23 protein-coding genes and 2 pseudogenes are annotated in these 22484 nt (G+C 60.3%); 10 read left to right on the forward strand and 15 right to left on the reverse strand.

Features of this window, described 5'->3' with window-relative positions; all coding sequences use genetic code 11:
• Positions 1-353: 353 nt before the first annotated feature.
• A complete protein-coding gene (locus OF380_RS27840) occupies positions 354-860 on the reverse strand; it encodes a hypothetical protein (protein ID WP_264051590.1) in 507 nt (168 codons plus the stop codon).
• 277 nt (positions 861-1137) lie between these two features.
• Between OF380_RS27840 and ctrA (OF380_RS27845) the strand changes: the two genes are divergently transcribed.
• On the forward strand, positions 1138-1839 hold the full coding sequence (ctrA, locus tag OF380_RS27845) for a response regulator transcription factor CtrA (RefSeq protein ID WP_264051591.1): 702 nt from the start codon (positions 1138-1140) through the stop codon (positions 1837-1839).
• Between the two features lie 6 nt (positions 1840-1845).
• Here the strand turns inward: ctrA (OF380_RS27845) and OF380_RS27850 are convergent, their stop codons facing one another.
• From OF380_RS27850 to OF380_RS27860, 3 genes are all read right to left on the reverse strand, one after another.
• Complete coding sequence (locus tag OF380_RS27850) at positions 1846-2289, reverse strand: DMT family transporter (protein ID WP_264051592.1); 444 nt, start codon at positions 2287-2289, stop codon at positions 1846-1848.
• 68 nt (positions 2290-2357) lie between these two features.
• A complete protein-coding gene (locus OF380_RS27855) occupies positions 2358-2540 on the reverse strand; it encodes a hypothetical protein (RefSeq protein ID WP_264051593.1) in 183 nt (60 codons plus the stop codon).
• Between the two features lie 9 nt (positions 2541-2549).
• Positions 2550-3131 carry a TetR/AcrR family transcriptional regulator gene (locus tag OF380_RS27860; RefSeq protein ID WP_264051594.1) on the reverse strand — a complete coding sequence of 194 codons (582 nt, stop codon included), beginning with the start codon at positions 3129-3131 and terminating at the stop codon, positions 2550-2552.
• A 697-nt stretch (positions 3132-3828) separates the two neighbouring features.
• Between OF380_RS27860 and OF380_RS27865 the strand changes: the two genes are divergently transcribed.
• The 4 genes from OF380_RS27865 to OF380_RS27880 all read left to right on the forward strand — a co-directional run bounded on the left by OF380_RS27865 (position 3829) and on the right by OF380_RS27880 (position 7098).
• A complete protein-coding gene (locus tag OF380_RS27865; protein ID WP_264051595.1) occupies positions 3829-4098 on the forward strand; it encodes a hypothetical protein in 270 nt (89 codons plus the stop codon).
• A 742-nt stretch (positions 4099-4840) separates the two neighbouring features.
• Entirely contained in the window at positions 4841-5986 is a 1146-nt protein-coding gene (locus tag OF380_RS27870) for a PAS domain-containing protein (protein ID WP_264051596.1), read from the forward strand.
• 206 nt (positions 5987-6192) lie between these two features.
• On the forward strand, positions 6193-6513 hold the full coding sequence (locus OF380_RS27875; protein WP_264051597.1) for a hypothetical protein: 321 nt from the start codon (positions 6193-6195) through the stop codon (positions 6511-6513).
• A 51-nt stretch (positions 6514-6564) separates the two neighbouring features.
• Positions 6565-7098, forward strand: a complete 534-nt coding sequence (locus OF380_RS27880) for a cytochrome b (RefSeq protein WP_264051598.1) — start codon at positions 6565-6567, stop codon at positions 7096-7098.
• A gap of 356 nt (positions 7099-7454) precedes the next feature.
• Here the strand turns inward: OF380_RS27880 and OF380_RS27885 are convergent, their stop codons facing one another.
• Together OF380_RS27885 and OF380_RS27890 are read right to left on the reverse strand one after the other, a co-directional pair.
• Entirely contained in the window at positions 7455-7898 is a 444-nt protein-coding gene (locus OF380_RS27885) for a DMT family transporter (protein ID WP_264051599.1), read from the reverse strand.
• A 259-nt stretch (positions 7899-8157) separates the two neighbouring features.
• Positions 8158-8778, reverse strand: coding sequence for a recombinase family protein (locus OF380_RS27890; RefSeq protein ID WP_264051600.1), 621 nt, complete (start codon positions 8776-8778; stop codon positions 8158-8160).
• Positions 8779-9170: 392 nt separating this feature from the next.
• Here OF380_RS27890 and OF380_RS27895 point away from each other — a divergent pair, with 392 nt between their 5' ends.
• Together OF380_RS27895 and OF380_RS27900 are read left to right on the forward strand one after the other, a co-directional pair.
• Positions 9171-9419, forward strand: coding sequence for an AbrB/MazE/SpoVT family DNA-binding domain-containing protein (locus OF380_RS27895; protein ID WP_264051601.1), 249 nt, complete (start codon positions 9171-9173; stop codon positions 9417-9419).
• Positions 9412-9804: a type II toxin-antitoxin system VapC family toxin gene (locus OF380_RS27900; protein WP_264051602.1), complete on the forward strand. Its 393-nt coding sequence runs from the start codon at positions 9412-9414 to the stop codon at positions 9802-9804. Before OF380_RS27895 ends, OF380_RS27900 begins: the two co-directional genes overlap by 8 nt.
• Positions 9805-10057: 253 nt before the next feature.
• Here the strand turns inward: OF380_RS27900 and OF380_RS27905 are convergent, their stop codons facing one another.
• Entirely contained in the window at positions 10058-10597 is a 540-nt protein-coding gene (locus OF380_RS27905; protein ID WP_264051603.1) for a MucR family transcriptional regulator, read from the reverse strand.
• A 1301-nt stretch (positions 10598-11898) separates the two neighbouring features.
• On the opposite strand from OF380_RS27905, the gene ctrA (OF380_RS27910) reads away from it, so the two are divergent.
• Complete coding sequence (gene ctrA / locus OF380_RS27910; protein ID WP_264051604.1) at positions 11899-12600, forward strand: response regulator transcription factor CtrA; 702 nt, start codon at positions 11899-11901, stop codon at positions 12598-12600.
• Between the two features lie 65 nt (positions 12601-12665).
• Here ctrA (OF380_RS27910) and OF380_RS27915 read toward each other — a convergent pair whose 3' ends face one another.
• The gene (locus tag OF380_RS27915; RefSeq protein ID WP_264051605.1) at positions 12666-13127 is read right to left on the reverse strand and encodes a hypothetical protein; all 462 of its coding nucleotides are present in this window, start codon (positions 13125-13127) and stop codon (positions 12666-12668) included.
• 2249 nt (positions 13128-15376) lie between these two features.
• Here OF380_RS27915 and OF380_RS27920 point away from each other — a divergent pair.
• A complete protein-coding gene (locus tag OF380_RS27920; protein ID WP_264051606.1) occupies positions 15377-16033 on the forward strand; it encodes a MarR family transcriptional regulator in 657 nt (218 codons plus the stop codon).
• A 5-nt stretch (positions 16034-16038) separates the two neighbouring features.
• On the opposite strand, the gene OF380_RS27925 is transcribed toward OF380_RS27920, so the two are convergent.
• The 4 genes from OF380_RS27925 to OF380_RS27940 all read right to left on the reverse strand — a co-directional run bounded on the left by OF380_RS27925 (position 16039) and on the right by OF380_RS27940 (position 18949).
• Complete coding sequence (locus tag OF380_RS27925; RefSeq protein ID WP_264051607.1) at positions 16039-16176, reverse strand: hypothetical protein; 138 nt, start codon at positions 16174-16176, stop codon at positions 16039-16041.
• A 679-nt stretch (positions 16177-16855) separates the two neighbouring features.
• Positions 16856-18001 carry a replication initiator protein A gene (locus tag OF380_RS27930; protein WP_264051608.1) on the reverse strand — a complete coding sequence of 382 codons (1146 nt, stop codon included), beginning with the start codon at positions 17999-18001 and terminating at the stop codon, positions 16856-16858.
• Positions 17994-18281: a ribbon-helix-helix domain-containing protein gene (locus tag OF380_RS27935; protein WP_264051609.1), complete on the reverse strand. Its 288-nt coding sequence runs from the start codon at positions 18279-18281 to the stop codon at positions 17994-17996. Before OF380_RS27935 ends, OF380_RS27930 begins: the two co-directional genes overlap by 8 nt.
• Positions 18282-18307: 26 nt before the next feature.
• The gene (locus OF380_RS27940) at positions 18308-18949 is read right to left on the reverse strand and encodes an AAA family ATPase (protein ID WP_264051613.1); all 642 of its coding nucleotides are present in this window, start codon (positions 18947-18949) and stop codon (positions 18308-18310) included.
• Between the two features lie 288 nt (positions 18950-19237).
• On the opposite strand from OF380_RS27940, the pseudogene OF380_RS27945 reads away from it, so the two are divergent.
• A pseudogene (locus tag OF380_RS27945) lies at positions 19238-20004 on the forward strand (IS5 family transposase).
• A gap of 828 nt (positions 20005-20832) precedes the next feature.
• Here the strand turns inward: OF380_RS27945 and OF380_RS27950 are convergent.
• The 3 genes and pseudogenes from OF380_RS27950 to OF380_RS27960 all read right to left on the reverse strand — a co-directional run.
• Positions 20833-21078 (reverse strand): annotated as a pseudogene (locus OF380_RS27950) (recombinase family protein); the annotation flags it as partial.
• A 278-nt stretch (positions 21079-21356) separates the two neighbouring features.
• The gene (locus OF380_RS27955; RefSeq protein WP_264051610.1) at positions 21357-21626 is read right to left on the reverse strand and encodes a DUF6894 family protein; all 270 of its coding nucleotides are present in this window, start codon (positions 21624-21626) and stop codon (positions 21357-21359) included.
• Position 21627: 1 nt separating this feature from the next.
• Positions 21628-22341 (reverse strand): Crp/Fnr family transcriptional regulator, encoded by a 714-nt coding sequence (locus OF380_RS27960; protein WP_264051611.1) that lies wholly within the window; start codon positions 22339-22341, stop codon positions 21628-21630.
• Positions 22342-22484 lie beyond the last annotated feature (143 nt).

Genomic DNA, 22484 nt, shown 5'->3' on the forward strand with positions numbered 1-22484 from the left:
ATGAGGTGACGCCGGATGTACGCGCACCTCATTCCAACGCTCGTGGCCGTTATTGTTTTTAGTGCCTTCCTGACTGCCTGATAGCTGTCCAGAGGCTACTCATCCGAGCCAATCCGCAGGTCGCGACAAAGTTCTGCGTCAGACCAAAACACTTGGCACTGTGTGACCCACCTACGTCATTGCAACCACGTGCGTTTCATGCACGCTGCAGTGTGTCTTTGGGGCAAGACTTCCATGCCGCGTTATCAGTTGCGGATTTTGCGTCGCCTGAAGGACAGCACACAGCCTGTCGAGACCACTCACGCTTGGATTGAAGCCGTGAATGGAACGCGGGCAATCGCGCAAGCCGTTCGTCAAACGGACGCCGCGCTTAAAGGGTGGTCGGGGGTCGCCATGCTGATGAACGAAGGCGGCGCTATGCTCTGGTCCAAGCGCAAGGACCTGCCGAGGCCAACGGGGTTGGGCGGTTTGCCTTCTACGATAATCTGAAGTGACTCTGTTTCCTGTTCATACGCCGGAGCGCTGAGGCTCGACGCATCGTGTTCGATTGGCATCGTCCAGAGCCGCCAGGGTGTGCCCAAAGGCAGGAAGTTTGCTTCGTCTAGGGTCCAATCTGGACGGCCATCCTGGGTCACGGTCATCCGGAACGGTGTCTCACCGGGCTCTCCAATCAGCACAACGGTCAGCGTGTTGCACCCGTCGTGCAGCCAGGACGTCACGTCGTATGTGAACCCGTCCTCTGCCGGGTCTACGCCCTCGAAAGCAGGTTGCGTGACCCCATAGGCGTTGAGACTGACCATAGCGCGGCCCCCTGCGCCCCACAACGTGAGACGCAGCCGCTCCCCGGCTTGAATTTGCATGATATGCCCCGCTTCAAGGGCCAAACTGACTGCTTCGCAGGTTTTCCACAACGGGAACAATATGCGAACGGCAACGCTCTGTTAACCATGTGACAGACCGGTCGCAGCCGCTCCGGTGCTCCGCCCAAAGTGCTCGACGCGAATGTCTCAAGCGTGGCCGTGAGTTAGCACGTTGCCATCGGCGATGGTTGTTACCGGCTGAGAGGCGGCCGCCGAACCTTAACGGTTTGTTACCGATGTCCCTTCAGGATGCCTCAACCTCTGAAGGATCGTTTCCATGCGCGTGCTGCTGATCGAGGACGACGTTTCGATCGCCGCGAGCATCGAATTGATGCTCAAGTCCGAGAGCTTCAACACCTACACCACCGACCTGGGTGAGGAGGGGATCGATCTCGGCAAGCTCTATGATTACGACATCATCCTGCTCGATCTGACGCTGCCCGACATCTCAGGCTACGAGGTGCTGCGGTCCTTGCGTGCCGCGAAGATCAAGACGCCGATCCTGATCCTGTCGGGCATGGCGGGGATCGAGGACAAGGTGAAGGGCCTCGGCTTTGGCGCCGACGACTACCTTACCAAGCCCTTCCACAAGGACGAGCTCGTCGCCCGCATCCAGGCGATCGTGCGTCGCTCGAAGGGCCACGCCCAGTCACTGATCACCACCGGCGACCTCGTCGTGAACCTCGACCAGAAGACCACCCTCATTGCCGGGAGCCGCGTCCATCTCACGGGCAAGGAGTACCAGATCCTGGAGCTGCTTTCGCTGCGCAAAGGCACGACGCTGACCAAGGAGATGTTCCTCAACCACCTCTACGGCGGCATGGACGAACCTGAGCTCAAGATCATCGACGTGTTCATCTGCAAGCTGCGCCGGAAACTCGCTAATGCTTCAGGCGGCAAGAACTACATCGAGACCGTGTGGGGACGCGGATACGTGCTCCACGACGGGGTCAGCGAAATGCGCGCCATGGCCGGCTAAGCCGCCTCAGAAGAGACCAACGAGCGCGACTCCACCGATCATCAAGATAGCGCCAAGAATGCGCCACAGACCTGCACGGTGCTGGTCAAACCCAACCCATCCGAAATGATCCAGTAGGATCGAGGTGATGACGCCCGCGGTAACGAACAGCCCAAGAAACGTAGCAGCACCGATCTGCCGGGCAATGAAGAACTGGGCGAGAATGATGCCGCCGCCCATAAGGCCACCAAACCAAGCCCACCAGGGCACTTGGATAGCCTGATCGAGGGAAAGCCATGTCAGGCGCCCTGTGAGCAGGCCGACGGCCAGGATGCAGGAAGCTGTCCCTGCGACCACCACGAGTCCCGCTGTCAGCGATTGTGAGAGCCCCTTCGACAGGGTCCCGTTCTGACCAGCCTGGACGGCATTGGCGACGCCTGCGAGCAGGACGAAGCCGTAGAGGTACCACATCGTGAACGTCCGCCCGCTGAGATCTCCTCAGATAAGGTCGCTGAGCCAAAAAGGTGCAGTGCTTCGGACTAAGCCTTATCTGCCTTCTCCTTTGCGAGCCGCAGAGCCTTGAGGCGCACGGTCTTGTCCTCGGTGGCCTGCTGGGTCGCGTCGTAGTCAGCTCGTGCCTCTCCTCCTGCACGAGCCCTTTCCAGGTGCTTGGCAGCCTTCGTTTCGCGGCGATCCTGCGTACCACTGTCATCGGTCGTCATGGGGCTCTCCTACAAGGTGCCGGTCCGCAGGACCCTCTGGATCATCAGGATCACGGCCCCAAGGCGCGCATCCGTGAGGTCACGCGGCAGGTCGGCATCGTGCTTGATCGGCAACGGATGGGTGAAGCGGTAGCTGGCGTCGAAGATATAGGCGATGGCCCGCTCCCGATCCCGAGCGACAAATGCATTGGCGCCGATCCCCTCCTCCACCACGTGCTCGATGAAGCTGCGTAGACGAACCCGGTGGCGCCGAGCGAGTGGCCGCGCCTTCACCGTAGCATCAAGGTGGACAGCGAACAGGTTAGGTTCGTGCACCAGGGTCTCGCGCTGCATGCTTGCCAGAGCCGAGAGTAGGTGCTCGATCTTGTCGTCGGCTGGGTCGGGTCCATCAGCGATCCGAGCGAGTTCCGCTTCGACGTCTCGCAGCCAGCGTCCCGCGACCGCATCGAGGAGCGCGTCCTTTGAAGTGAAGTACCGGTAAACGTTGGCGTGGGTCATGCACGCCTCAGCAGCGACCCTACTGACGGTAACACCTTTGGGGCCGAGGCGGCGCAGATGCCCGCTGGCTACTTCGAGCAGGCGCGCACTCACCTCTAAAGGAGCCCCAGCGCGAGACACGGGCTCGTTGATGCGAGGAACTACGACGCGGATGCTGCTCCCAAAACCAGAAGCGGCAGGTTGGCCAGAAAAACCATTGGGAGGCTCTGACCCCGTGCTCGTAGTGAAATCCACATCGTGATCAACGACGAAAGGCGGGCCGGGCAGCTGCATCAGATGGAACACCGGGGCTCGTGGACAGGGTGATGGGATACCACGACCTCTGAGCCTGCAAGCTCGCTATGACCGATCCTCACCGTTGACTTAACCATGTCCGCCACGCGACATGGCATGTCTGGCCGCGCTCACCCTCGGGTGAGTCGTGAGCCGGCATCAGGAGAGATCACCGCCGCGAGATAGCCCCTGAAACGACTACGGCCCCCCAGTCGCCAAACTGGAGGGCCGCGAAACATCGAGTGGCTGTGAAGCCGTTTGCTCTCCTCACAAGCCATAGAGCACCTTCGGGTATCAAGTGAGAACGAGGATTTTAGTGACGACTAGGGTCAATTGCGAGGCCTACTGCAGCGGCAACATGCAGAAGTTGGCTCAACCTAAAACTTCCCAGAACACCAATCCTCGGAGCCCTCACGTCTGAAAACGGCTCGATCAACGGCATGAGCGCGGGCACCTTGCGCGGTCGATCCCCCGCATCGTTTCCTGACGGGGTAACGCCAAGTGCAGGAGCCCAGTGATGGACCAGGGAACAGACGAATGCATCACGAAGCTCGAAAGTCTCGTGATGCAGCTCGCACAACAGCTTGTCAGCGTGAGCACGACAGCGGTAGCGAAAGGGGTCATTTGTCGTGCCGTGGTGGAAACGATGGCGCGGTCTGGAGGCAGCTCCGTCAGCGACGTACGCGACTTCGCGTTGCGCATGGCCAAGAACATGGAGCCGGAGATTGGTGATGGAGTTCGGACCATCCTCGGGGAAGCGCCCGCTGGCATGGGGACGGTCCAATGACACCGCTCCAGCCGGTCTTCATCTATCGCACAGACGGCAATGGTCGGCTCGACTACCCCACGATGCGGAACTGTGACCCGGGGCACGAAGTCGTCTCGGCAACTCCGAGTCGAGGCCGAGTGCGCCGCTAGGAGGGTGGCGAAGGAGGCCAAAGCTTCGTAGTGCGTCCCTGTTGCCTAGGGACCTGGCGAGCGAAACCCAAGGACCCACCTAGCGCCGTCAGTTGGCGCCCTTAGCTTCAGTCCCCGAGCCTCGTGGCGCGTAGAGGGGCCGCCCCTCCGCTCGGTTTGCCATCATGCGATTTCGTAGCTCGACGGCGCGTTGAGCGATCGCTTCGGCATCGCAAGGGCGACAGGGTCCGCCGCGATTAGCGGCACGACAGTTTGCGGGATTCTTACATGAGGGGCGAGGCATGGCCCAAAGCATAGTAGATCCTCTTCAGGACGGCCAAGCTCCGGTGGTTGAACCCGCTAACAGTTTGTCTCGCGGAACCAAATGGGATCAATCGTCGTCTCTCCCAACTCCACACGGGCGGGCGGCGTCGAGGCGTTCAGGCGGGCTAGCACCGTTGGTCTCTTACACAAAATCGGCCGACGGGTTCGGCGCCTCGCCGCACCCGAGCTCAAGGCAGTTGGATACGGTTTCGTCATTATCCCTGCCTGTCTGCCACCGGTTACAGGATGGATGAGGTTCTCGCACTTCCAGCTGGACCAGCCCCCTTCCACAGGTAAGAACCAACTCAATGAACCAGCTTCCGCCGCAGACCCGTGAGGCCGAGCTGGAGATCGAGAACGCCCACCTACGCCAGCGAGTCTATGACGCCGAGCTAATTGCCGAGCGTGCCATGGCTCTTCTCAATCGAGCCGATGAACAGCACAGGACCATAGAGAAGCAGCTTCGCCGGAGCCGGAATGACCTGCAGTCTGTCACCGACACCATCAACCAGCTGGTCTGGCGCTCGGGGGATGACGGAGATTGGACCAGCGCGAGCCCGCAATGGACGGCCTACACCGGTCAGTCCGAGGGGCAGTCGCTAGGCTTGGGCTGGCTTGACACCGTGCATCCCGATGATCGTGAACGATCTCTGGAGGCCTGGCATGGCGCCCTGGCGCAGGGGGCTCTTGAGATTGATCATCGGCTCAGACGTGCATCGGATGGCACCTATCGCTGGTTCCAAACACGAGCTACGCCCCTGCGCGATCCTTCTTCTGGCCGAACCGTCGAGTGGTTCGGCACGTCGACGGACGTCCACGAGTTAAGGGCAGTGCAGGAGCGCCAGCGTCTTCTTCTTGGTGAGCTACAGCATCAAGCTCGCAACACACTCGCGGTGGTTCGCGGAATGGCTCGGCGTCTGGCCGAGACAAGTCGGAGCGTCGATGGTTATGCCGGAGAATTAGACGATCGGCTCAACGCATTTTCGCGTGTGCTGGGGACCGTTACACGTGATCCAGGGATCGGTGTTGATCTAGAAGGCTTGGTTGCTCAGGAAGTGCTGGCGCAGCTGGCAAACGAGGGCGAGCAGGTTGAGATCTTCGGACCGGTGATCCTCCTACCGTCGCAGGCCGCAGAGACATTGGGGTTGGCGATCTACGAGTTGGCCAGCAACGCTGCTGAGCATGGTGCTCTCACCAAGCCTCACGGCCGGGTCAAGATTACCTGGACGCGTGAACCGAGCGGGTCTGGCACACACCTCGTGTTCGTGTGGCAGGAAACGAGCTTAGTCAGCCACATCGGACAGCCGGAAAAGCGCGGCTCCGGCTTCCACTTCCTGGAGCAAACCCTCGTCGATCGATTGAAGGCAGATGTGACTTTGACCTTCGCACCACTTGGCGTGCGTTGCACTATCTGTATGCCTCTAACTAAGCCAATAACACCTATAGGGCGGTGAGACCTTTTGCTGCCTTGGCCTGCTCAGCAAGTGGGTTCGATTTGGCGGCGTCCCTGCGATCGAGCCCAACGTCTCGTTTGTGCATTGCCGTGTGCGCCCATTTGAGTCCGACGTCGGATCAGAAGAGGCTGACGTCGGGCCATGAAAGATAGGTGAGGCGCGGCATCATTTGAACTTTCGAGTAGGCGGTCTGTTGGGAACCTGCGTTGCAGCAGTTTGGAGCCATCATGCCTAAAACAATTTCAGCTGAGTTCAAATCGCGTCGAGATGCGGAGATGGCTGTAGAGCACATTGTGCAGGACCATGGCATAGATCGCAGCACAGTCGAGGTTGGTCCTGCTTCAGATCAGAACACAGCCGGTACGGAAGCAGCGAGGGCTGATGTCGAGGACGGCTATCTGAAGTCTGGCACCGAAGGCGAGCCGGCATTGGCCGGTAAGGTTAAGGTTTCGGTGCAGGTAGATGATGCTACCGCTGAGATGGTAATTTCTTCGTTTAAGACCTTCGATGGCGATATAAAATCCTGATCAGATCGACATCGCGAGGCCCTACGAGCGGCTTGAAAATTTGGTGTGACAATGGCCAAATGGCTTGATACTCCTCAGCGCTATGGTCGCATCAGCCGTAGCTTCCACTGGCTGATGGCTGCGCTGTTTGGCTGGCAGTTTGCAGGAGCTCTGCTTTTTGTCAGCATGGGCGACAATGCCCTAACACGCTTCGTTGGTGGATCACATCTCACCCTAGGCTTCACCCTCTTCATTTTTGTGCTTCTGCGTGGTGCATGGGCACTAGCTAATCTGCGACGACGTCCGCCGCATCCAGGCAATCATGGGCTTGCAGCGATAGCTGGTCATGCATTGATCTACGCCGTGATGATCCTTCAACCGAGTATTGCACTTCTACGCCAGTATGGATCTGGAAAACCCTTCAAGCCCTATGGCATCTCGGTTATGCAAGCTCGAGACTACAAGATTGAGTGGATGATGGTTCCGGCGGATCTAGCGCACTATTGGCTAGGCTTTGCCTTCCTAGCGATCATAGTTGGGCACATGACTATGGCTGTGCTCCATCGAAAGCTATGGAAGGAAGACGTATTAGCACGAATGACCTAGCTTGTGGCTGCGTTTTGGCTGGTGGCGAACGCTCTAGGCTGGCTCTAAATGCTGTGATCTCGGTAGGAGCGACCGCTAAGCTCAATTTTACTCCTCTAGGATTGCATTAGGAAGCCCATGACAGCCTTCCGGTCGCCTCCCCTACTCCCCGGATAGGAATTCGTGGCACTGAAATGTCCAAGTTGGCTTGCATAGACTTCCCAGGCTTGAACGCGATAGCTCGCCGATCCCCTTTAAGGTATTGCCTCCTGTTACAAAATTTCGGCATATACGCGACGCATGATCCCTCACTTTGAAAGCGCTTCAGCCGCGAAGCATTATTCGCTCGCCGGCTATCAGGGCATCCGCAAACCGTCTCAGAAGAGGCCAACGAGCGCGACGCCACCGATCATCAGGATAGCGCCAAGAATGCGCCACAGACCTGCACGGTGCTGGTCAAACCCAACCCATCCGAAATGATCTAGTAGGATCGAGGTGATGACGCCTGCGGTAACGAACAGCCCAAGAAACGTAGCAGCACCGATCTGCCGGGCAATGAAGAACTGGGCGAGAATGATGCCGCCGCCCATAACGCCACCAAACCAGGCCCACCAGGGCACTTGGATAGCCTGATCGAGGGAGGGCCATGTCAGGCGCCCTGTGAGCAGGCCGACGACCAGGATACAGGAAGCTGTCCCTGCGACCACCACGAGGCCCGCTGTCAGCGATTGTGAGAGCCCCTTCGACAGGGTCCCGTTCTGACCAGCCTGGACGGCATTGGCGATGCCTGCGAGCAGGACGAAGCCGTAGAGATACCACATCGTGAACGCCCTACCTGGGTGATCCCTTAAGGTAGGGCAGCGAACCCTGAGGAAGCGGATCACGGCGTAGTTTGTGTATCCTGCCTGGTCCGCATCAACCTCCGGACTCGATGTCAGCCACCGCCGCGCTCATTCCCGTCGACTCGAAGTTCTGGCGCTAGGGCTTCCTTGACTTGTGCCCCGGCGTTTCACTCTGCCCGAGCCCAACCGGCGGAAACTGGATCACCACACCAGATGCGATGGATGTTCCAATGACCTCTTATTTCGGTGTGATCCCGAGGATCTTCATGGCGTCTGGCCTGAACTCGCCTTTGGGATCGACGTGGCGGTAGAGGGTCTGCCGAGTGACGCCGAGCTCAGCGCAGAGTTCGGCGACCTTCGTCTCAGGCTTTCCCATCGCGGCTTGCGCCAATCTCAGCTTGGCCGCCGTCATCTTCGGCTTGCGGCCGCCGTTTCGGCCCCTGGCCCGGGCAGACGCAAGCCCGGCTTTGGTCCGCTCGATGATGAGTTCGCGTTCGAACTCCGCCAATGCCGCGAATATACCGAACACGAGACGGCCATTGGCGGTGGTGGTGTCGATGTTGGCCCCCTGCCCCGTCAGGACCTTGAGACCGACACCGCGCTTGGTGAGGTCATGAACGGTGTTGACGAGGTGGCGCAGGTCGCGACCGATGCGGTCGATCTTCCAGGCTGCAAGCGTATCACCTTCGCGCAGCGCCTTGAGGCACGCCTCCAGCCCAGGACGGCTGTCACGTTTGCCGGACGCGTGATCCTCGTAGATCCGGTCCGGCTCGACCCCGGCGGCAAGAAGCGCATCGCGTTGCAGGTCGGTGGTCTGCGAGCCATCGGCCTTCGACACGCGCATATAGCCGAGCAGCATAGGTCGCGATCCTCACTTGCCGTTCTGAAAGCATCCGAACGCTCACCGCTCATCCGCATCTCGCTCGGGCGTCGCTGTCACGCAAACGAGCGATTGTGTGACAAACTCGATGGATCAGGCCTAACGGCACAGCTGTCGTATCGCAAGCCGTCATTCTTTCTATGATCCGTGAACCTTCCTTGTGAATGATTTCGTGATCCGCGTCTTGGTCCGATTGATCGAACTGGTAGAGTCAGGCTGTGGTGGATCTCAATGCGCTCAGCGCTTTTGTCTGAAGCGGTGTACCGAGCACGCCCTTACGACGCGGTCGCCATTCCGACTGGTCTGTTGGTTGATACCTACAAGCCTAGTAGGTATGATCGGCTGTCTCAGTATGATCCAGGATGGCTCCCATGGCATCGCAGGCGGTCAAAATTATCGATGGGGGTAAGCTCATCATTCCAGCCGCCTTCCGACGTAAACTCGGGATCGACACCGGTGATACCGTTGTGCTCGAGTTGGAAGAGGATGGCTTGCACGTGCGCTCGCTGTCATCAGCCGTGCGCCGGGCTCAGGAGATCGTCCGCGAGTTCGTACCGGACGATGTCAGCCTGGCCGACGATCTGATTGCCGAGCGTCGGGTCGAGGCTGAGCATGACTGAGGCCTTCGTCCTCGATGCCTCGGCACTGCTTTGTCTGCTGCAAGGAGAAGATGGCGCCGAGCGGGTCGTACTCGCACTGCCGCGAGCCTCGATCAGCGCCGTGAACCTGTCTGAAGTCTACGCCAAGCTCGCCGAGGTCGGCGGATCGGAAGCGCGGATCGCGCAAGCCATCGACGGCCTCCACCTCCGGGTCGTTCCCTTCGATGACGTTCAGGCCCGTGCGGTGGGAATGCTACGGCCTCTGACCAAAAGCTTGGGCCTTTCACTGGGCGATCGCGCGTGCCTCGCCCTGGCGCAACAGCGCGGGGCGACGGCTCTGACCGCGGATCGGGCTTGGAGCGATCTGGCCAGTCCGCTCAGAGTGGCCATCGAACTCGTACGCTGATGCCGAGCGTGTGGGCCGTGTGACGGTTGTGGCCCACACGATCAACCATCCTGGCGACGACGGTTGGCGGGTGCCTGCCCCGGCGCATGGACTGACGAGCGAGGTCGAAGGCTCCCGCGACTTCCTCACGATCGAGGAGCCGCGTCCGGTCTCGTACAGGACGCGGTCGTCATCGTCTTCTTGGCTGACGCACCGACGTCAGGCGTGGAGTTCATGCACACCCTGAGCTGATGCAGGCAGTTCCCCATCCGTATCAGACGTCCGCCGGTGCCTCATCCGCGGCTTCGTCGGCCTCAACGGTCTTGGGCGGGCGACCGCGACGCTTCGGGGCAGCCCCCTCATCCTGCGTCTGCTCATCGTTCGCAGTGATCGGGGACGATTTGCGACGCTGCTGACCCAGGCCGAGGCTGCGAGCGAGTTCCGAGCGTTGCGCCGAGTAGGAAGCCGACGTCATTGGGTAGTCGGCCGGTAGCCCCCACTTCTCACGGTAGGCCTCGGGAGAGAGACCACGCAGGGTGAGATGGCGCCGCAGCGTCTTGTAGGACTTGCCATCCTCAAAGCTGATGAGCGCGTCCGGGGTGATCGACTTTTTGATCTGTGACGGCGTCAGAGGCTCGGGCTTGCCAGGTTCGGCCGAGGCGGCACTCGTCAGGCCACTCAGAGATGCATGGACCTTCGCCATCAAGCCCGGCAGTTCGCTCGCTGGGATAGAGTTATTTGTGACATAAGCAGCAACGAGATCAGCCGTGAGGCCAAGGATGTCGGGCTGCGACGCGGCGGTCTGATCGTCCATGAGTGTTGCGAGTTCCTAAAATGAGCCTTGCGCGGACCTGCAGCCTCATCAACTTACCCCATGAGGGCGGATGACTTGTTCGGGCTCTTTGGATAGCAACAGATCAGCGCTCAGCACTCCTTTAAGGACTTGCGAGCACAATTTCTATAACCGTGTCTGACTTTTTAGGAAATTTGAATGCAGTGCGCCCGATCATGAGGGCTGATGCAGACACAGCGGCCAAAGGTTTGAGCGACGAAGGCCGTTCGTACTAAGCCTCTACGGAAGAGTGCGCATCATTCTGCACACGTCATCCTTGCATAGAGACACGATAGGTCCCTATAGATGATCCGTACTTGGCATCATAGAATGCGGCGGGTCGTTCCGCCTGATTGGCCAACCTAGCCCTAGACCCATTTTATTGAGAGAGCACGTTGCGCAAACAGGCACGGCGGTCATTTACCGTTGAGATCAAACACAGCACCACATCCGGCCGAAGCTTCATCCCGACCAAGTCCCCTCAGGGGCGGGAGAGTGGCAAGCATCTCGCCAGCCCGCCCCCCTCCTGGGCCTCGGTCTTCGAAGAGAAGGCCGTGTCAGCCTCGGTCACCGGTGAAGCTGCGGAGCCACGCCGTATTCTGCCAAGCCTCATCGCTTGGGAGCCCTCAGCGCCTGAGCCCGAGTTTGACAGACCGCCGGAGCCCCCCATGCCTCGAGTTCGTCGCACCGTGTCCCTCCAGGAGGCTACCGAAGGCCCGCGTCGCCGGGGCAGGCCACCAAAGCTCAAGCTTGAGCCAAAACTCGCAGCTGAGACGGCGATCCTCATACCGTCTGGGCCGATCCTGCCAGTGCCCGAAAGCCCTGTGTCTTCTCAGGTGGCTCCGGTGAAGCTTGTCCGTCATCCCCGCAGTGCACGGATCGAGGGTGCGGGGCTGCCGCGTGCCGAGCGATGGAAGCGGCGTCTCCCGCGAGCCTGTTGGTAGATCAGCACAACGGCCGGACTACCCATCGGGCGGTGAGACTTCTTCCTCTTGGAACGCGCTGGTCTTATCCGCTCTCATCGAGAGAAAGCTCCAGCGGCTGAGTCGCTGCTCGTCGCCCTCATTGATCGTTAACCACACGATCCCCATATGAGGATCATACCGCTCATGGCTCTATGGCCAGGTCGGATACGGCCACGATGCCGGGATAGGGTGACGCCGGATGTACGCGCACCATGTCCCAGCATCTGTGGCCGTTGTTGTTTTTAGCCGCGGGTGAACCTTAACGGTTTATTGCCGATGTCCCTTCAGGATGCCTCAACCTTTGGAGGATCCTGGCCCATGCGCGTGCTGCTGATCGAGGACGATGTCTCCGTCGCGCAGAGCATCGAATTGATGCTCAGGTCCGAGAGCTTCAACACCTACACCACCGACCTGGGTGAGGAGGGGATCGATCTCGGCAAGCTCTACGATTACGACATCATCCTGCTCGATCTGACGCTGCCCGACATCTCAGGCTACGAGGTGCTGAGGTCCTTGCGTGCCGCGAAGATCAAGACGCCCATCCTGATCTTGTCGGGCATGGCGGGGATCGAGGACAAGGTGAAGGGTCTCGGCTTTGGCGCCGACGACTACCTTACCAAGCCCTTCCACAAGGACGAGCTCGTCGCCCGCATCCAGGCGATCGTGCGCCGTTCGAAGGGCCACGCCCAGTCGCTGATTACCACCGGCGACCTCATCGTGAACCTCGACCAGAAGACGGTCGCGATCAATGGCAGCTATGTGAAGCTCACGGGCAAGGAGTACCAGATCCTGGAGCTTCTGGCCCTGCGCAAGGGCACGACGTTGACCAAGGAGATGTTCCTCAACCACCTCTACGGCGGCATGGACGAGCCCGAACTCAAGATCATCGACGTGTTCATCTGCAAGTTGCGCAAGAAGCTCGCGGATGCTTCAGGGGGCAAGAACTATATCGAGACCGTCTGGGGACGCGGATACGTGCTTCACGACGGGGTGAGCGAGATGCGGGCCATGGCAGGCTGACGCTCTCCAGAAACGCCTCTCACAGTGCTACCGGTGGGACAGGACTACCGACTGACCTGGATGCCTTATCCGCGTCCGGCAAATGCGAAGAGATCCAGCTGAAGCGCTTGAACGAGGCTCGTTTGCCGCGCTCTTCGTCGTGCTGGCAAGCGCTTGATGTCGGGCAACGCCATCCGGGTCCGGCCGTGTAGGACGGCTCCAGCGATCCGGCAGCCATCGCCATGATGGTAGATGTAGGCCTTGTAGGGGCCGGAGCCGAAGAGCTCCTGCACCAGCGCCGTGTCGCCGGGCAATGCACTGAGCACGCGTAGCAGACAGCCAAGACCGAGCGCCTCGGTTCGGCTGGCGTGAAACTCGAAGCTCTGTCCGGTCCAGGTGGTGAGCTGGGCTCCCGCACTGGTCTGACGGAAGGGATTGACGCTGGGCTGCGTGGCCTCATCAGCCAGGAAGCCGGCAATGGTCTCGCGATCGGCGACATGCGAGCACACGCGCAGCGAAGCGGCGAGCTGACGTTTGGCGATTGTCACCTCCTCCAAGCCTCCCTGTGGTTCTCGTTGCAGCGTGAGACTCGCACAGGATCCGCCGCTTGGCCAAGCTCGGCTCATCGGGGTGATAGGCTCTTGTGAGACGGCAACGGGGCCGTGTGCTCATGCAAGCTTCGCGCAGAACGCGCCAGCGCTGGTAGACGAACGGACTCGGCCGTTGGCGGTATGTGCCTGCGACCCCTCTCGGCTCGCCTGATGTTAAAATCGCCCTGGAGGCACCGCCAGCGCCCGTGAATAGTTTTGGCGCGGGAGAAGCCCGGAAAACGAAACATCGCCGCTGACGGGCCGTATAGAAAGATTTTGCGCCGCCGCCCGGCACAATTCCGATACGGGTTACGATCGACGCAAAAGCGAGTGCTGCTGAATGCGACCTGGTTTGATGGAACCTCTAGAGCACCGACCGGAGAGATCTTGGCTCGCCTCTCCCCCCTTTAACGGCCCCCCGCCCCCCCTTTGCTGGGGGCGCTGAGGCGCGCTAACCTTCGCGAGCGACCAAATTCGCGGGCGAACCTGCCAAGAGTGCGAGGGTTGCGAGGGTTGCGCGAGGGTTATTTCCAAACCCTCGCAGACAAAAACCAACGGCATGGCAATCGGTTACACGCAAGCTGCGAGGGTTGCGAGGGTTTAGCCCTCGCGCGCGCGCATGAGACGTTGGGGGTCCGGGGGCCAGATTTTCGAAAAAGTTCTATATGTATCTAGGGGGCTCTAAACCCTCGCAACCCTCGCAGGGGGGTAGGTAAGAGCAGGAGAATAAACAACAAAGCGGCCTGCGAGGGTTTGAAAAAACCCTCGCGCAACCCTCGCAACCCTCGCGCAGCAAAAAACGCCTGGGAGAGGCCAAGCTCTCGAAACTGTGGATAGCGGAACGCTTTTCGCACTTGGTAGGTCGACAAAAGCAGGATTATTGCGCCAGCGCTGGTGTCACCTTCGTGCCGCGAAGACGGTACGGGCCACAGCTTGGATGGCCGCACGAATCCGCGTCTGCAGCTGGTTCGATTAGGCAAGGTGGCAGCCTGAGCATCCTTGCTGTGCCTGCGCCCCCGGGTGCCCCGGCCTCAGCGTGGGAGGCTAGGGAGGGTAGCGCGCCGGTTTCCGGCTAGCCTCCCAGAACCAGCGGGGTCCGGGGCTGAACAACATCAAGAGCTTAGCCTGCCTCTGGGAGGCTAGGAAGGCTAGGGAGGCAAACCCAGCATGCTTACGTAGAAGCGTCTTGAGTTTCAAAAATCCAGCCTCCTCGAAAAGTTTTCCATGTGTACCCGAGTTTTATTCTCCCTAGCCTCCCTACCCTCCCATACTTGAAAAATAGACTAGCTAAGTCAGAGACTTAGGGAAGAGTTCGAGCGGTCAATTTATGGGAGGGTAGCACTGAATGGCGCCGCTACCCTGCCTAGCCTCCCATAAACCCGGTTGGAACAGCCTGGGAACGGAGCGCGGCGAAGGAAACCAGCAGGGCTGCGAGAGCGGGGGCTTACCGGTTACGGTGGCCAAATCTCGTTGTGCCTGGCCCTTCAAGGAGGCTCACCACGCGGAGACATGCGCCCGCTTCGGGGCCATCCTAGTGTGTCACAAGATACTGAAGTAGCACGGTAAAACGCTGCTTTTTGCCTGCATCGGCCAGCTGTTTGACCGAACGGGGATACCTTGACCATAGTCGGGAGGGCTTTGAAGCCTCAGATCACCCCTGGCGCTGCTGCGCCGGCGTTTCTCCGTGGCCCAGAACCTTCCCCACCCCCTGGTCTTACGAGGTCTCGGCATGCGCCATGGTCGAGCCAGAGCAGCCCTGCCGGTCATGCCTGCAAGCGCGACCGCGCCAGAACCCTCCTCTCGCCTTGCCGCGAGTATGCCTGGGGTCGACGGCAGCGGCAGAGTCCCTGTCCGATGCGGGTCCCTGGGCCGCCTTCGCGGCTCACGGACGAATAGCACCCGCGATCCGGCCAGTGAGGCTGCTCGAAACTCAGGGCTAACGCAGCTAACGCACGGGCCAGACAGGCTAACGGCCTCTCTGGTCCGACCCGTGATCCTGTCCGAGTCAACGGCTCGTCACAGCGAGGGCATAGTGGAAGAGCCCTCAGCGTACCGGGGTTTCAGCCCCTCTGCCCCGACTCGGCAGCCTCTCGCGATCGCGGCCCCTGTCCTGCCCGGGTCCCTCCCCTTTGGCTGAGACCTGCGGGCGAAAAGCACCCGGGATCGCGCTAGCGCCACCCTCCAACTTCTGACCGAACACACCGAACATGATCGATGATGAACCGAACACGTCCGGCCCTGAGGGACTGTGGCTCAGCATCTCCGACCTGGCTGCCGAGAAGGGCCTCGGCAAGGCGGCCGTCTCCGAGCGGGTTTCCCGCCTTGAGGCACAGGGTTTGCTCCGTACGCGGGCGGGCAAGGGCCGGGTCAAGCTCGTGAACGTGGCTGCGTACGAGGATGCGGTGGGACAAACCAACGACCTGGCACGGCAACAGGGGCACGCCACCCGCAGAAGCGGTGGTCCGCTGACCAGCGCGTCGGGTGACCCGGTCTACACAGCCGAGCAGGCGCGCCGCATGGCCTACCAGGCTGATCGCGAGAAGATCGCTCTGGGGCGTGACCTGGACCTGCTGGTGCCTGTCGACCAGCTCGCGAGCGATGCGACGCGGATCTTTTCGGCGATGATCCTGCGCCTCGATCGGCTCGAAGGCCGGGCGGAGGCGCTGGCGCTCGCGGTTGGCCAGGGTGGCACAGCAGGTGCGCGCAGCTTCCTCAAGGTGCTTAAGGTTGAGATCCGCAACCAGATTGCAGACGGTTTGCAGGACCTCGTCACCGAAGTCACAGGTGAGGCACTGCGCGCCCTCGACGAGTTCGAGCCGGAGCTACGGGGTGATGCGAGCAACGAACAGCCTGACGCTTTGTGAACTTATCAAGTAACCCACGAGGTCTGGACACGCTCCAGGCTGGCCGCGACCTCGTCGCCGACGATGCGCAGGACGGCCCTCTGGCTTTCTGTGAAGCGTGCGGCGAGCTGGGAGGCAGAGAGCTGGAGCAGGCCAGCAGCCAACGGCCTCTCCAAGGATGCGGCTCGATCAGGGTTCCTGAAGCTCCTGCGCTGCGGGAATAGATCCGCTCGGCTTTCCTCGGCGAACAAAGGGGAAAAGCGGGACAGAATAGGTCGTTCTGTGTCTTAGATCCAAGTTCACGACACGCCTCGAGGCACTGTGGGCTTTCCCGCCAAGCCAACGGGGAGGTGTCGATTGATTCTGGGTCGACGGGAACATCGTAAGGGCAGAATTCTGTGAAGGTGGCGAGTTGCGGGCCTAACTCCGCGTTTGGCTCAAGGTCTTCGAGCCAACCCGCTGCCGAGATTTTCCCCGCTTTCCTGTGCCTCTGTCCACGACGTTAAGAAATATGTTAATCAGTTAAAGACGCGCGCGCGTTGTTAGGGCTTTGCAAACTCCTGATTTTGCTGGCGAAAATGGGGGTAATCATCCGCAGAGTGACGAATTGTGTTATCCGCAGAGTGACGAACCTCTATCTTTAGAGTGACGAAGCGAACATCCGCAGAGTGACGAATCGTAGGGTTCGGAGCCCGCAACTATCCGTAGAGTGCCGAATCCGCATCCGAAGGGGCTGCAAAACCCAGCTTTTCGTGTCAAGAACGAACTTGGCAGTCTCCTTTAGATTCCGTGAAGTCTCATAAATAACAATGCCTTGTGGTGATTTATCCGTAGAGTGACGAATTAGATGCCCTTTGTGGTCGGTCTGCGAACCGACTTTCGCCGAGAGCCTTCCGCCTTAGGCTTGGGGAGCGTGACTAGGTCGCTTTCCATCGCCGCCAAGCCCGCCGCGCTCCGGCCGTAGAACACTACGGAATCGTCGGTGTGCAGGAAAACCAAGTGGTAGCCAGGCAGCGACCCCTCTTCCCCAATGCTGCGTACGGCTGCCCGGAACTTGAACAGGGGCTGGCGGCTGCCGACCTTCTTCTGCAGCAATTCGAGCCCAACCTTCCATCGCCCCTGGTCGCCGCAGTGCTTGCGGGCCAGCTCGTACAGCCGCTTCTCAGTGGCTTTCCGAAGCTTGAAGTAGTCCTGGTCGATGCTCAGCACCTCCAGCGCCATGGCGGCGTCGAAGGTGAACTCGCTTAAGGTGATACGCAGCTCCTCAAGACGATTGTTCGGTCCTCGGGTGATGGTCTCCCAGGCATCGATCAGGCCGAAGCCCTTGGTGCGGCGCCTGGCCGGTTTCCCAGTGGCGATCGAGGTCTTGATGCGGGTGCCGGCAAGCCGCTCCAGGGCCTGCTCCAGCAGCTCGTAGCCGCGACCTGATGTGCTGCGGTTCGTGAAGGTCAAGACGTCGTGCGCCTTGATGCTAACGGTGCGGGAGACCGGCTCACCGCGGTTCACGGCATCGACGACCTTGGACACGCACGTCAGTACGATGTCCTTGTCGTGGATGGTCGCCCTACCCTTCACTGACGGCGTCACCTCCAAGGTCACGCCGTTGTGCTCGTAGGTCATGATCCGCTGGTCACCATCCTCAATCGCGTAGACCGGATGCTCCATGGTCGCCAACTCGTCCTTGGGCGCTGCGGCTCGGCCGGTGGCGATGAATAGGTCGATCTGCTGAGTGAGCGCCGGAGCTGGGCTCCCTAGCTCGACAGCTTGGCCGCTGGAGCCGTTCAGCGCCTTGCCTTGGTTGCGAGCCTGGGTCTGTGCTGCGCGCTCTGCTGGGCCTTCCTGGCGCTTCGGCGCGCGCCCCCCGTTTTGCTCAAGTGTAGCCTGCCTCACGGCAGCGTCCTGAGCCACTGCCTTGCCCAGCGCCTCAAGCTTAGCCTCAAGCCCGGGTTCCCCCAGCAGGTCACTAAGCTGCTTCGGCTCGCTACTCATCCCGCGATCCCCGAATGCCGGTGAAGCCGCTCTCCAGGCCCTGGAAGATGCAGGTGTTGATCCACGCAGCCCGGCTCAGGCCCATCTTGTGCCGAGCCTCGTCCACGCGATCCAGGATTTCCGGCGCTACGGTGATGGTGATCTGCTCCTTCTTCCCCTTGCGGATTCCTCGGCCAGTGGCCTGAGATTGAGCGTCAGGGGCACCGGAGATGAAACGTTCCTCGCGGGCAGCGGGAGCAGGTTCTAAGGTCGGCTTGGCCGGCGCACGTGTGATTGCCATGATATGGTTCCTAGAGGAAATTCATATTAAAACAAGTGTGCGATCAGATTATCTAACTCGGCGCAGGCTTTCGGGTCTTTAGGGTTCAGCTCGTGGACGCAGACACCCTGGCCGGCGGCATTGGCAAAGGCCTTCCGGCGAACAATCGGCGTGTCCAGGTACTCTAAGGCAGGCCAATCTCCGATGGCCGCGGCTGCGTCGACGTTGTCAGTCGAGGTAAACCCGGGGTCCGCCAAGTTGAGCACTGCGTAGGCCTTCAGCCCGTCACGCACGCTGCGAGCCTCATCAATCAGGTCAGAGATCTGCTGCAGCGCCCAGACGTCTAGGCTACGCGGCTGGAACGGGACGAGCAGCACGTCGCTCAGTACCAAGGCAGCACGCAGCGCAGTGGAGTCCCGGCCGCCGGCGTCGATGATGATTACGTCGTGTTTGGACCGCTGGTGCTGGATCTGGCCGCGCAGGGTCTGCCCGTCGGCGTACTGAGCAACCGCGATGCCAGGCTGTTGTCCACTATCGGTACGGATGGTGATGGCGGTCTGGCTGGTTCCCTGGCGGTCACCATCGACTAACCACACATCGCGGCCAGACGCGGCCAGAGCGCAGCTGAGATTGATGGATAGGGTGCTCTTGCCGACGCCTCCCTTTGTTGCCCCTATCGTGACGATCATTGTCACCCCCTTTTTCATATTAAAATCCCGTGATCGTTATCGGCTAATGATGGCGGATTAACAAGGGATTGAGCGCGGCCGCCAAAGGGCGCCGACGGCCTGCTGGCTGTCGCTTAGCCGGATGTCACCGCGTTACAGCCTGGATGGCTTCGGCCTCCTAAGAGGCGCTGGCGGCCTTCTCGCTGGCTCTAGGCTGCTGCCCGGTAGCTAGCTCAGCCTCTAAGGCCTGTCGTCGCCTGAACAGATTGGCTGGGCTTGCGTTTTCGTCTCTCTGATGGAGGAGGGACGATGCTGAGCGACGCGCAATGGGCTGATCTGGAGCCTCTGATTGAAGCCTGCCGGCCCAAGGCCAAAACGCCTCCGCAGGATCTGCAGCGCACGCTCTCGGCCATTCTCTGGCGGCATCAGAACGGGGCCAAATGGCGGGCCATTCCCGAGGAATTGGGACCCTGGTGGCGGGCCGCCCAGATCTTCATCCGCTGGTCGCGTGCCGGCGTCTGGGAGCGGCTTCTTCACCTCGTGCAGGAACGCGGCGTCCAACTCGGCATGGTGTTCCTCGACGGCACGAACGTGCGGGCGCACCAAAAGGCGGGAGCCGCCAAAAGGGGGGATCTGCGGCCGAGCGAGACGCTCGTGAAGCTCTTGGCCGCTCGCGTGGTGGCTATGGCACCAAGGCTTGCGTGATCGCCGACGGGCAGGGCCGCGCCATCGCCTTCCGGCTGGCGCCCGGTCAGGCCTATGAACTCCCTCACGCTGTTCCCCTGCTCGATCAACTGCCGGGGGTGCCCAAATGGGTCGTGGGAGACCGCGGCTATACCAGCCACGTCTTTCGCGAACACATCTGGGACATGGGCGCTCGGCCTGCAATCCCGCCTTAGCGCCACGAAGCGCCCGTGGCCTGCCCGGATTGGATCTACAACAACCGCAACCAGGTCGAGCGCCTCTGGGCCAGGCTCAAGGAGTGGCGCGCCATCGCCACCCGCTACGAGAAGACCGCCGTCAGCTTCATGGGCGTCCTCTACCTCGCCGCCGCCCTCGATTGGCTCAAGCGATGACACGCCCTGGACGAGCAACTCCGTTACGATAGGAGCGGCTGGGCTCGCCGGCCTGAGGGGCAGCATCTAGAGCGGCCTCGGTGACGCGGAATTGTTCGTTGATTTGCTCAATAGGCGACAGCGTCAAAAATTGAATTAATATTAAAAACATTGTTTTTAATATTATATCACCCGTAAAACAAACTAACACTACATTAGGCGGATAATTACGTTTCGACTGACGGAGGGGCTAAGGGAATGGGAGAAAATGAGCTGAGGGAACCGCCTGATCGTGGCGCCCTGGAGCGCTACGCCAATGTCGTCCGGCGCCTCGAAGCGGTAACCAGCGAGCGCGGGCGATCGTTCGACATGGATGGGTTATTCGCGCTGGCGGAGTACGACGAGGCACGAGAGATGGCTTACGCGCTCGGCTTGGTCGGGGGAGGGCTGTCGGCCGACGGCCTCGACGCCATAGATCGACGCCCGCTGAGTGCCTGGGCGCTATGCCCTGCGGCGAGGTACGCCCGCCTACACGCGCTCTGGCGCTGCGAGCGGCACACGCACCCACCTGGCAGCCTGGTGCAGGCGGTTATCGCTTCAGGAGCCCTGTCTAAGGCAGGCCGGCCCCCGCAATTCAGAGTGCAGTTGGAATAACGGTATTATATCGCTTTACCGCTTTAAAACAATACAATCTTCATATTAAAAAAACTTGGCAGCTGCTACCCTGCTCGCCGAGACGATGACCGCCCAGGCCGATGGGGCCTAGCTGCTGACAGGGCGCCTGTACGCTGCCGACGCATTGCTAGAGCGCACGACCGGCCGGATTGAGGAGGTGTTCCTGGTCAAGTTCCGCAGGCTGTCGATGGTGTGCATCATCTCGACAAGCGAGCGACCAAGCCGATCGAGTTTCCACACGACGAGCACGTCGGTGGGCCGAAGGTAGGCGGGGGCTGCCTCGAACTCGGGGCGCTTGGTCCCGGCCTTGCCAGACTTCTTCTCCTCGAACAGGCGTTCGCACCCGGCCTTGGTGAGCGCATCGCGCTGTAGGGCGAGGTTCTGGTCGAGGGTGGAGACGCGGGTATATCCGACGAGTATGTCGGGATAGTGATTCAGGCGCGTTTAATCAGAAATAGAAAACCGGTCATGTTTTTCCGACATAAAGCGGCTGTTTTGAGGAGGCTTGAACTGAGCTCCGAGAGGATGACGGGAAAACGATCGGATATCCGACACATCGTTCAGGTTGCTATCGACCCTTCACAGACCCTCGGAAGGTCCATTTCGGGGCAGCTTGGCGAACGAAGATTTATTGCCGTCACGGGTAGTTTCCAGCCCGTCCGCATCTAGGTGCCTCTGGCTGAAAGCGGACCTATCGCTCAGCCCGCTTGCTCTTCGTCGTCCTCCTCAGGAACGACAGCGCTGAACGGCACCGTCAGAACGCTGTTGCCATTCTCATCCTGGATCTCAAAGGAGCAGACGAACCAATCGCGGATGACGTCTGTCCGTGTTCTGGCAATATGATCACGTGCTGTATCCAACGCGCGCTCACGCGCTGCGTTCAAGTCGTGAAACTCCTCGCCTTCCAGGTCAACCTCTAATCCAGCAGGTCCTTGGCGATGCCGTAGATTAAAAAAGTAGTGCGGCATCTCATGAGCCCTCAATCAAGCGAGCGTACTCAGCTTCGGGTACTCCATAACAACCATCGGCAAGTGCGACCAAGCCTTCGCGGTTCAACACTGTGATGCACCCGCGCCGTGCCTTGATGAGAAGATTACTTTCTAGTGTTTGCACCGCCAACGTTGCGCCGGAGCGCCGAACCCCGAGCATGATCGAAAGAAATTCGTGGGTGACTGGGATGTCGTCACCATCCAAGCGGTCGTGACAGATCAGGAGCCAGCGAGCCAAGCGAACGTCTATGGTGTAGGCGGCGTTCGCATACGCGGTGTGTCGCGCCTGGATTAGCGTGGTTTGCAAATAGCGCAGCATCAGGGTGCGCAAGGTCGAGCTACGATCGACGGCCGCGCGGAAATGGGCTGTACTGACGACGAGCACCTCGCCAGGACATTGTACGAACTCGTGGTACGGCGCGCTGACGCTGTCGAGCAGTACGGGCGAAAGGCCAACCAGCCCCTCGCGCCCGATGACGCCAACCTCAATGCGACTGCCGGCGACATCTGCCACGACAGAGGTGTAACCCACTTCAGGAAAGAAGAGCTGCGTCACCGGCTCATAGGGCCTGATCAGCGTCTGACGCATCCTGGTCGGCAGCAGCTTAAGGCACGGCTGCAACAGCGCGTAGTCGTCAACGGACATACGCTGCAGCAAGCGATTTCGCACGCCAGATTGTTGAGACTGAACCATAGGCTCTTACTCTCCTCATAGGAGCAAGAGCGCACCGTCTCCTAGCCGCCGGCGCTCGAATTCTCGTGCAGACGATGGCAACGACGTAGGGTATTGATAAATATTTGCAATGTGATCCGCGAAAATTATTGTGAATAAATTTG

The sequence above is a fragment of the Methylobacterium sp. FF17 genome (genome assembly GCF_025813715.1).
GTDB classification, from domain to species: domain Bacteria; phylum Pseudomonadota; class Alphaproteobacteria; order Rhizobiales; family Beijerinckiaceae; genus Methylobacterium; species Methylobacterium flocculans.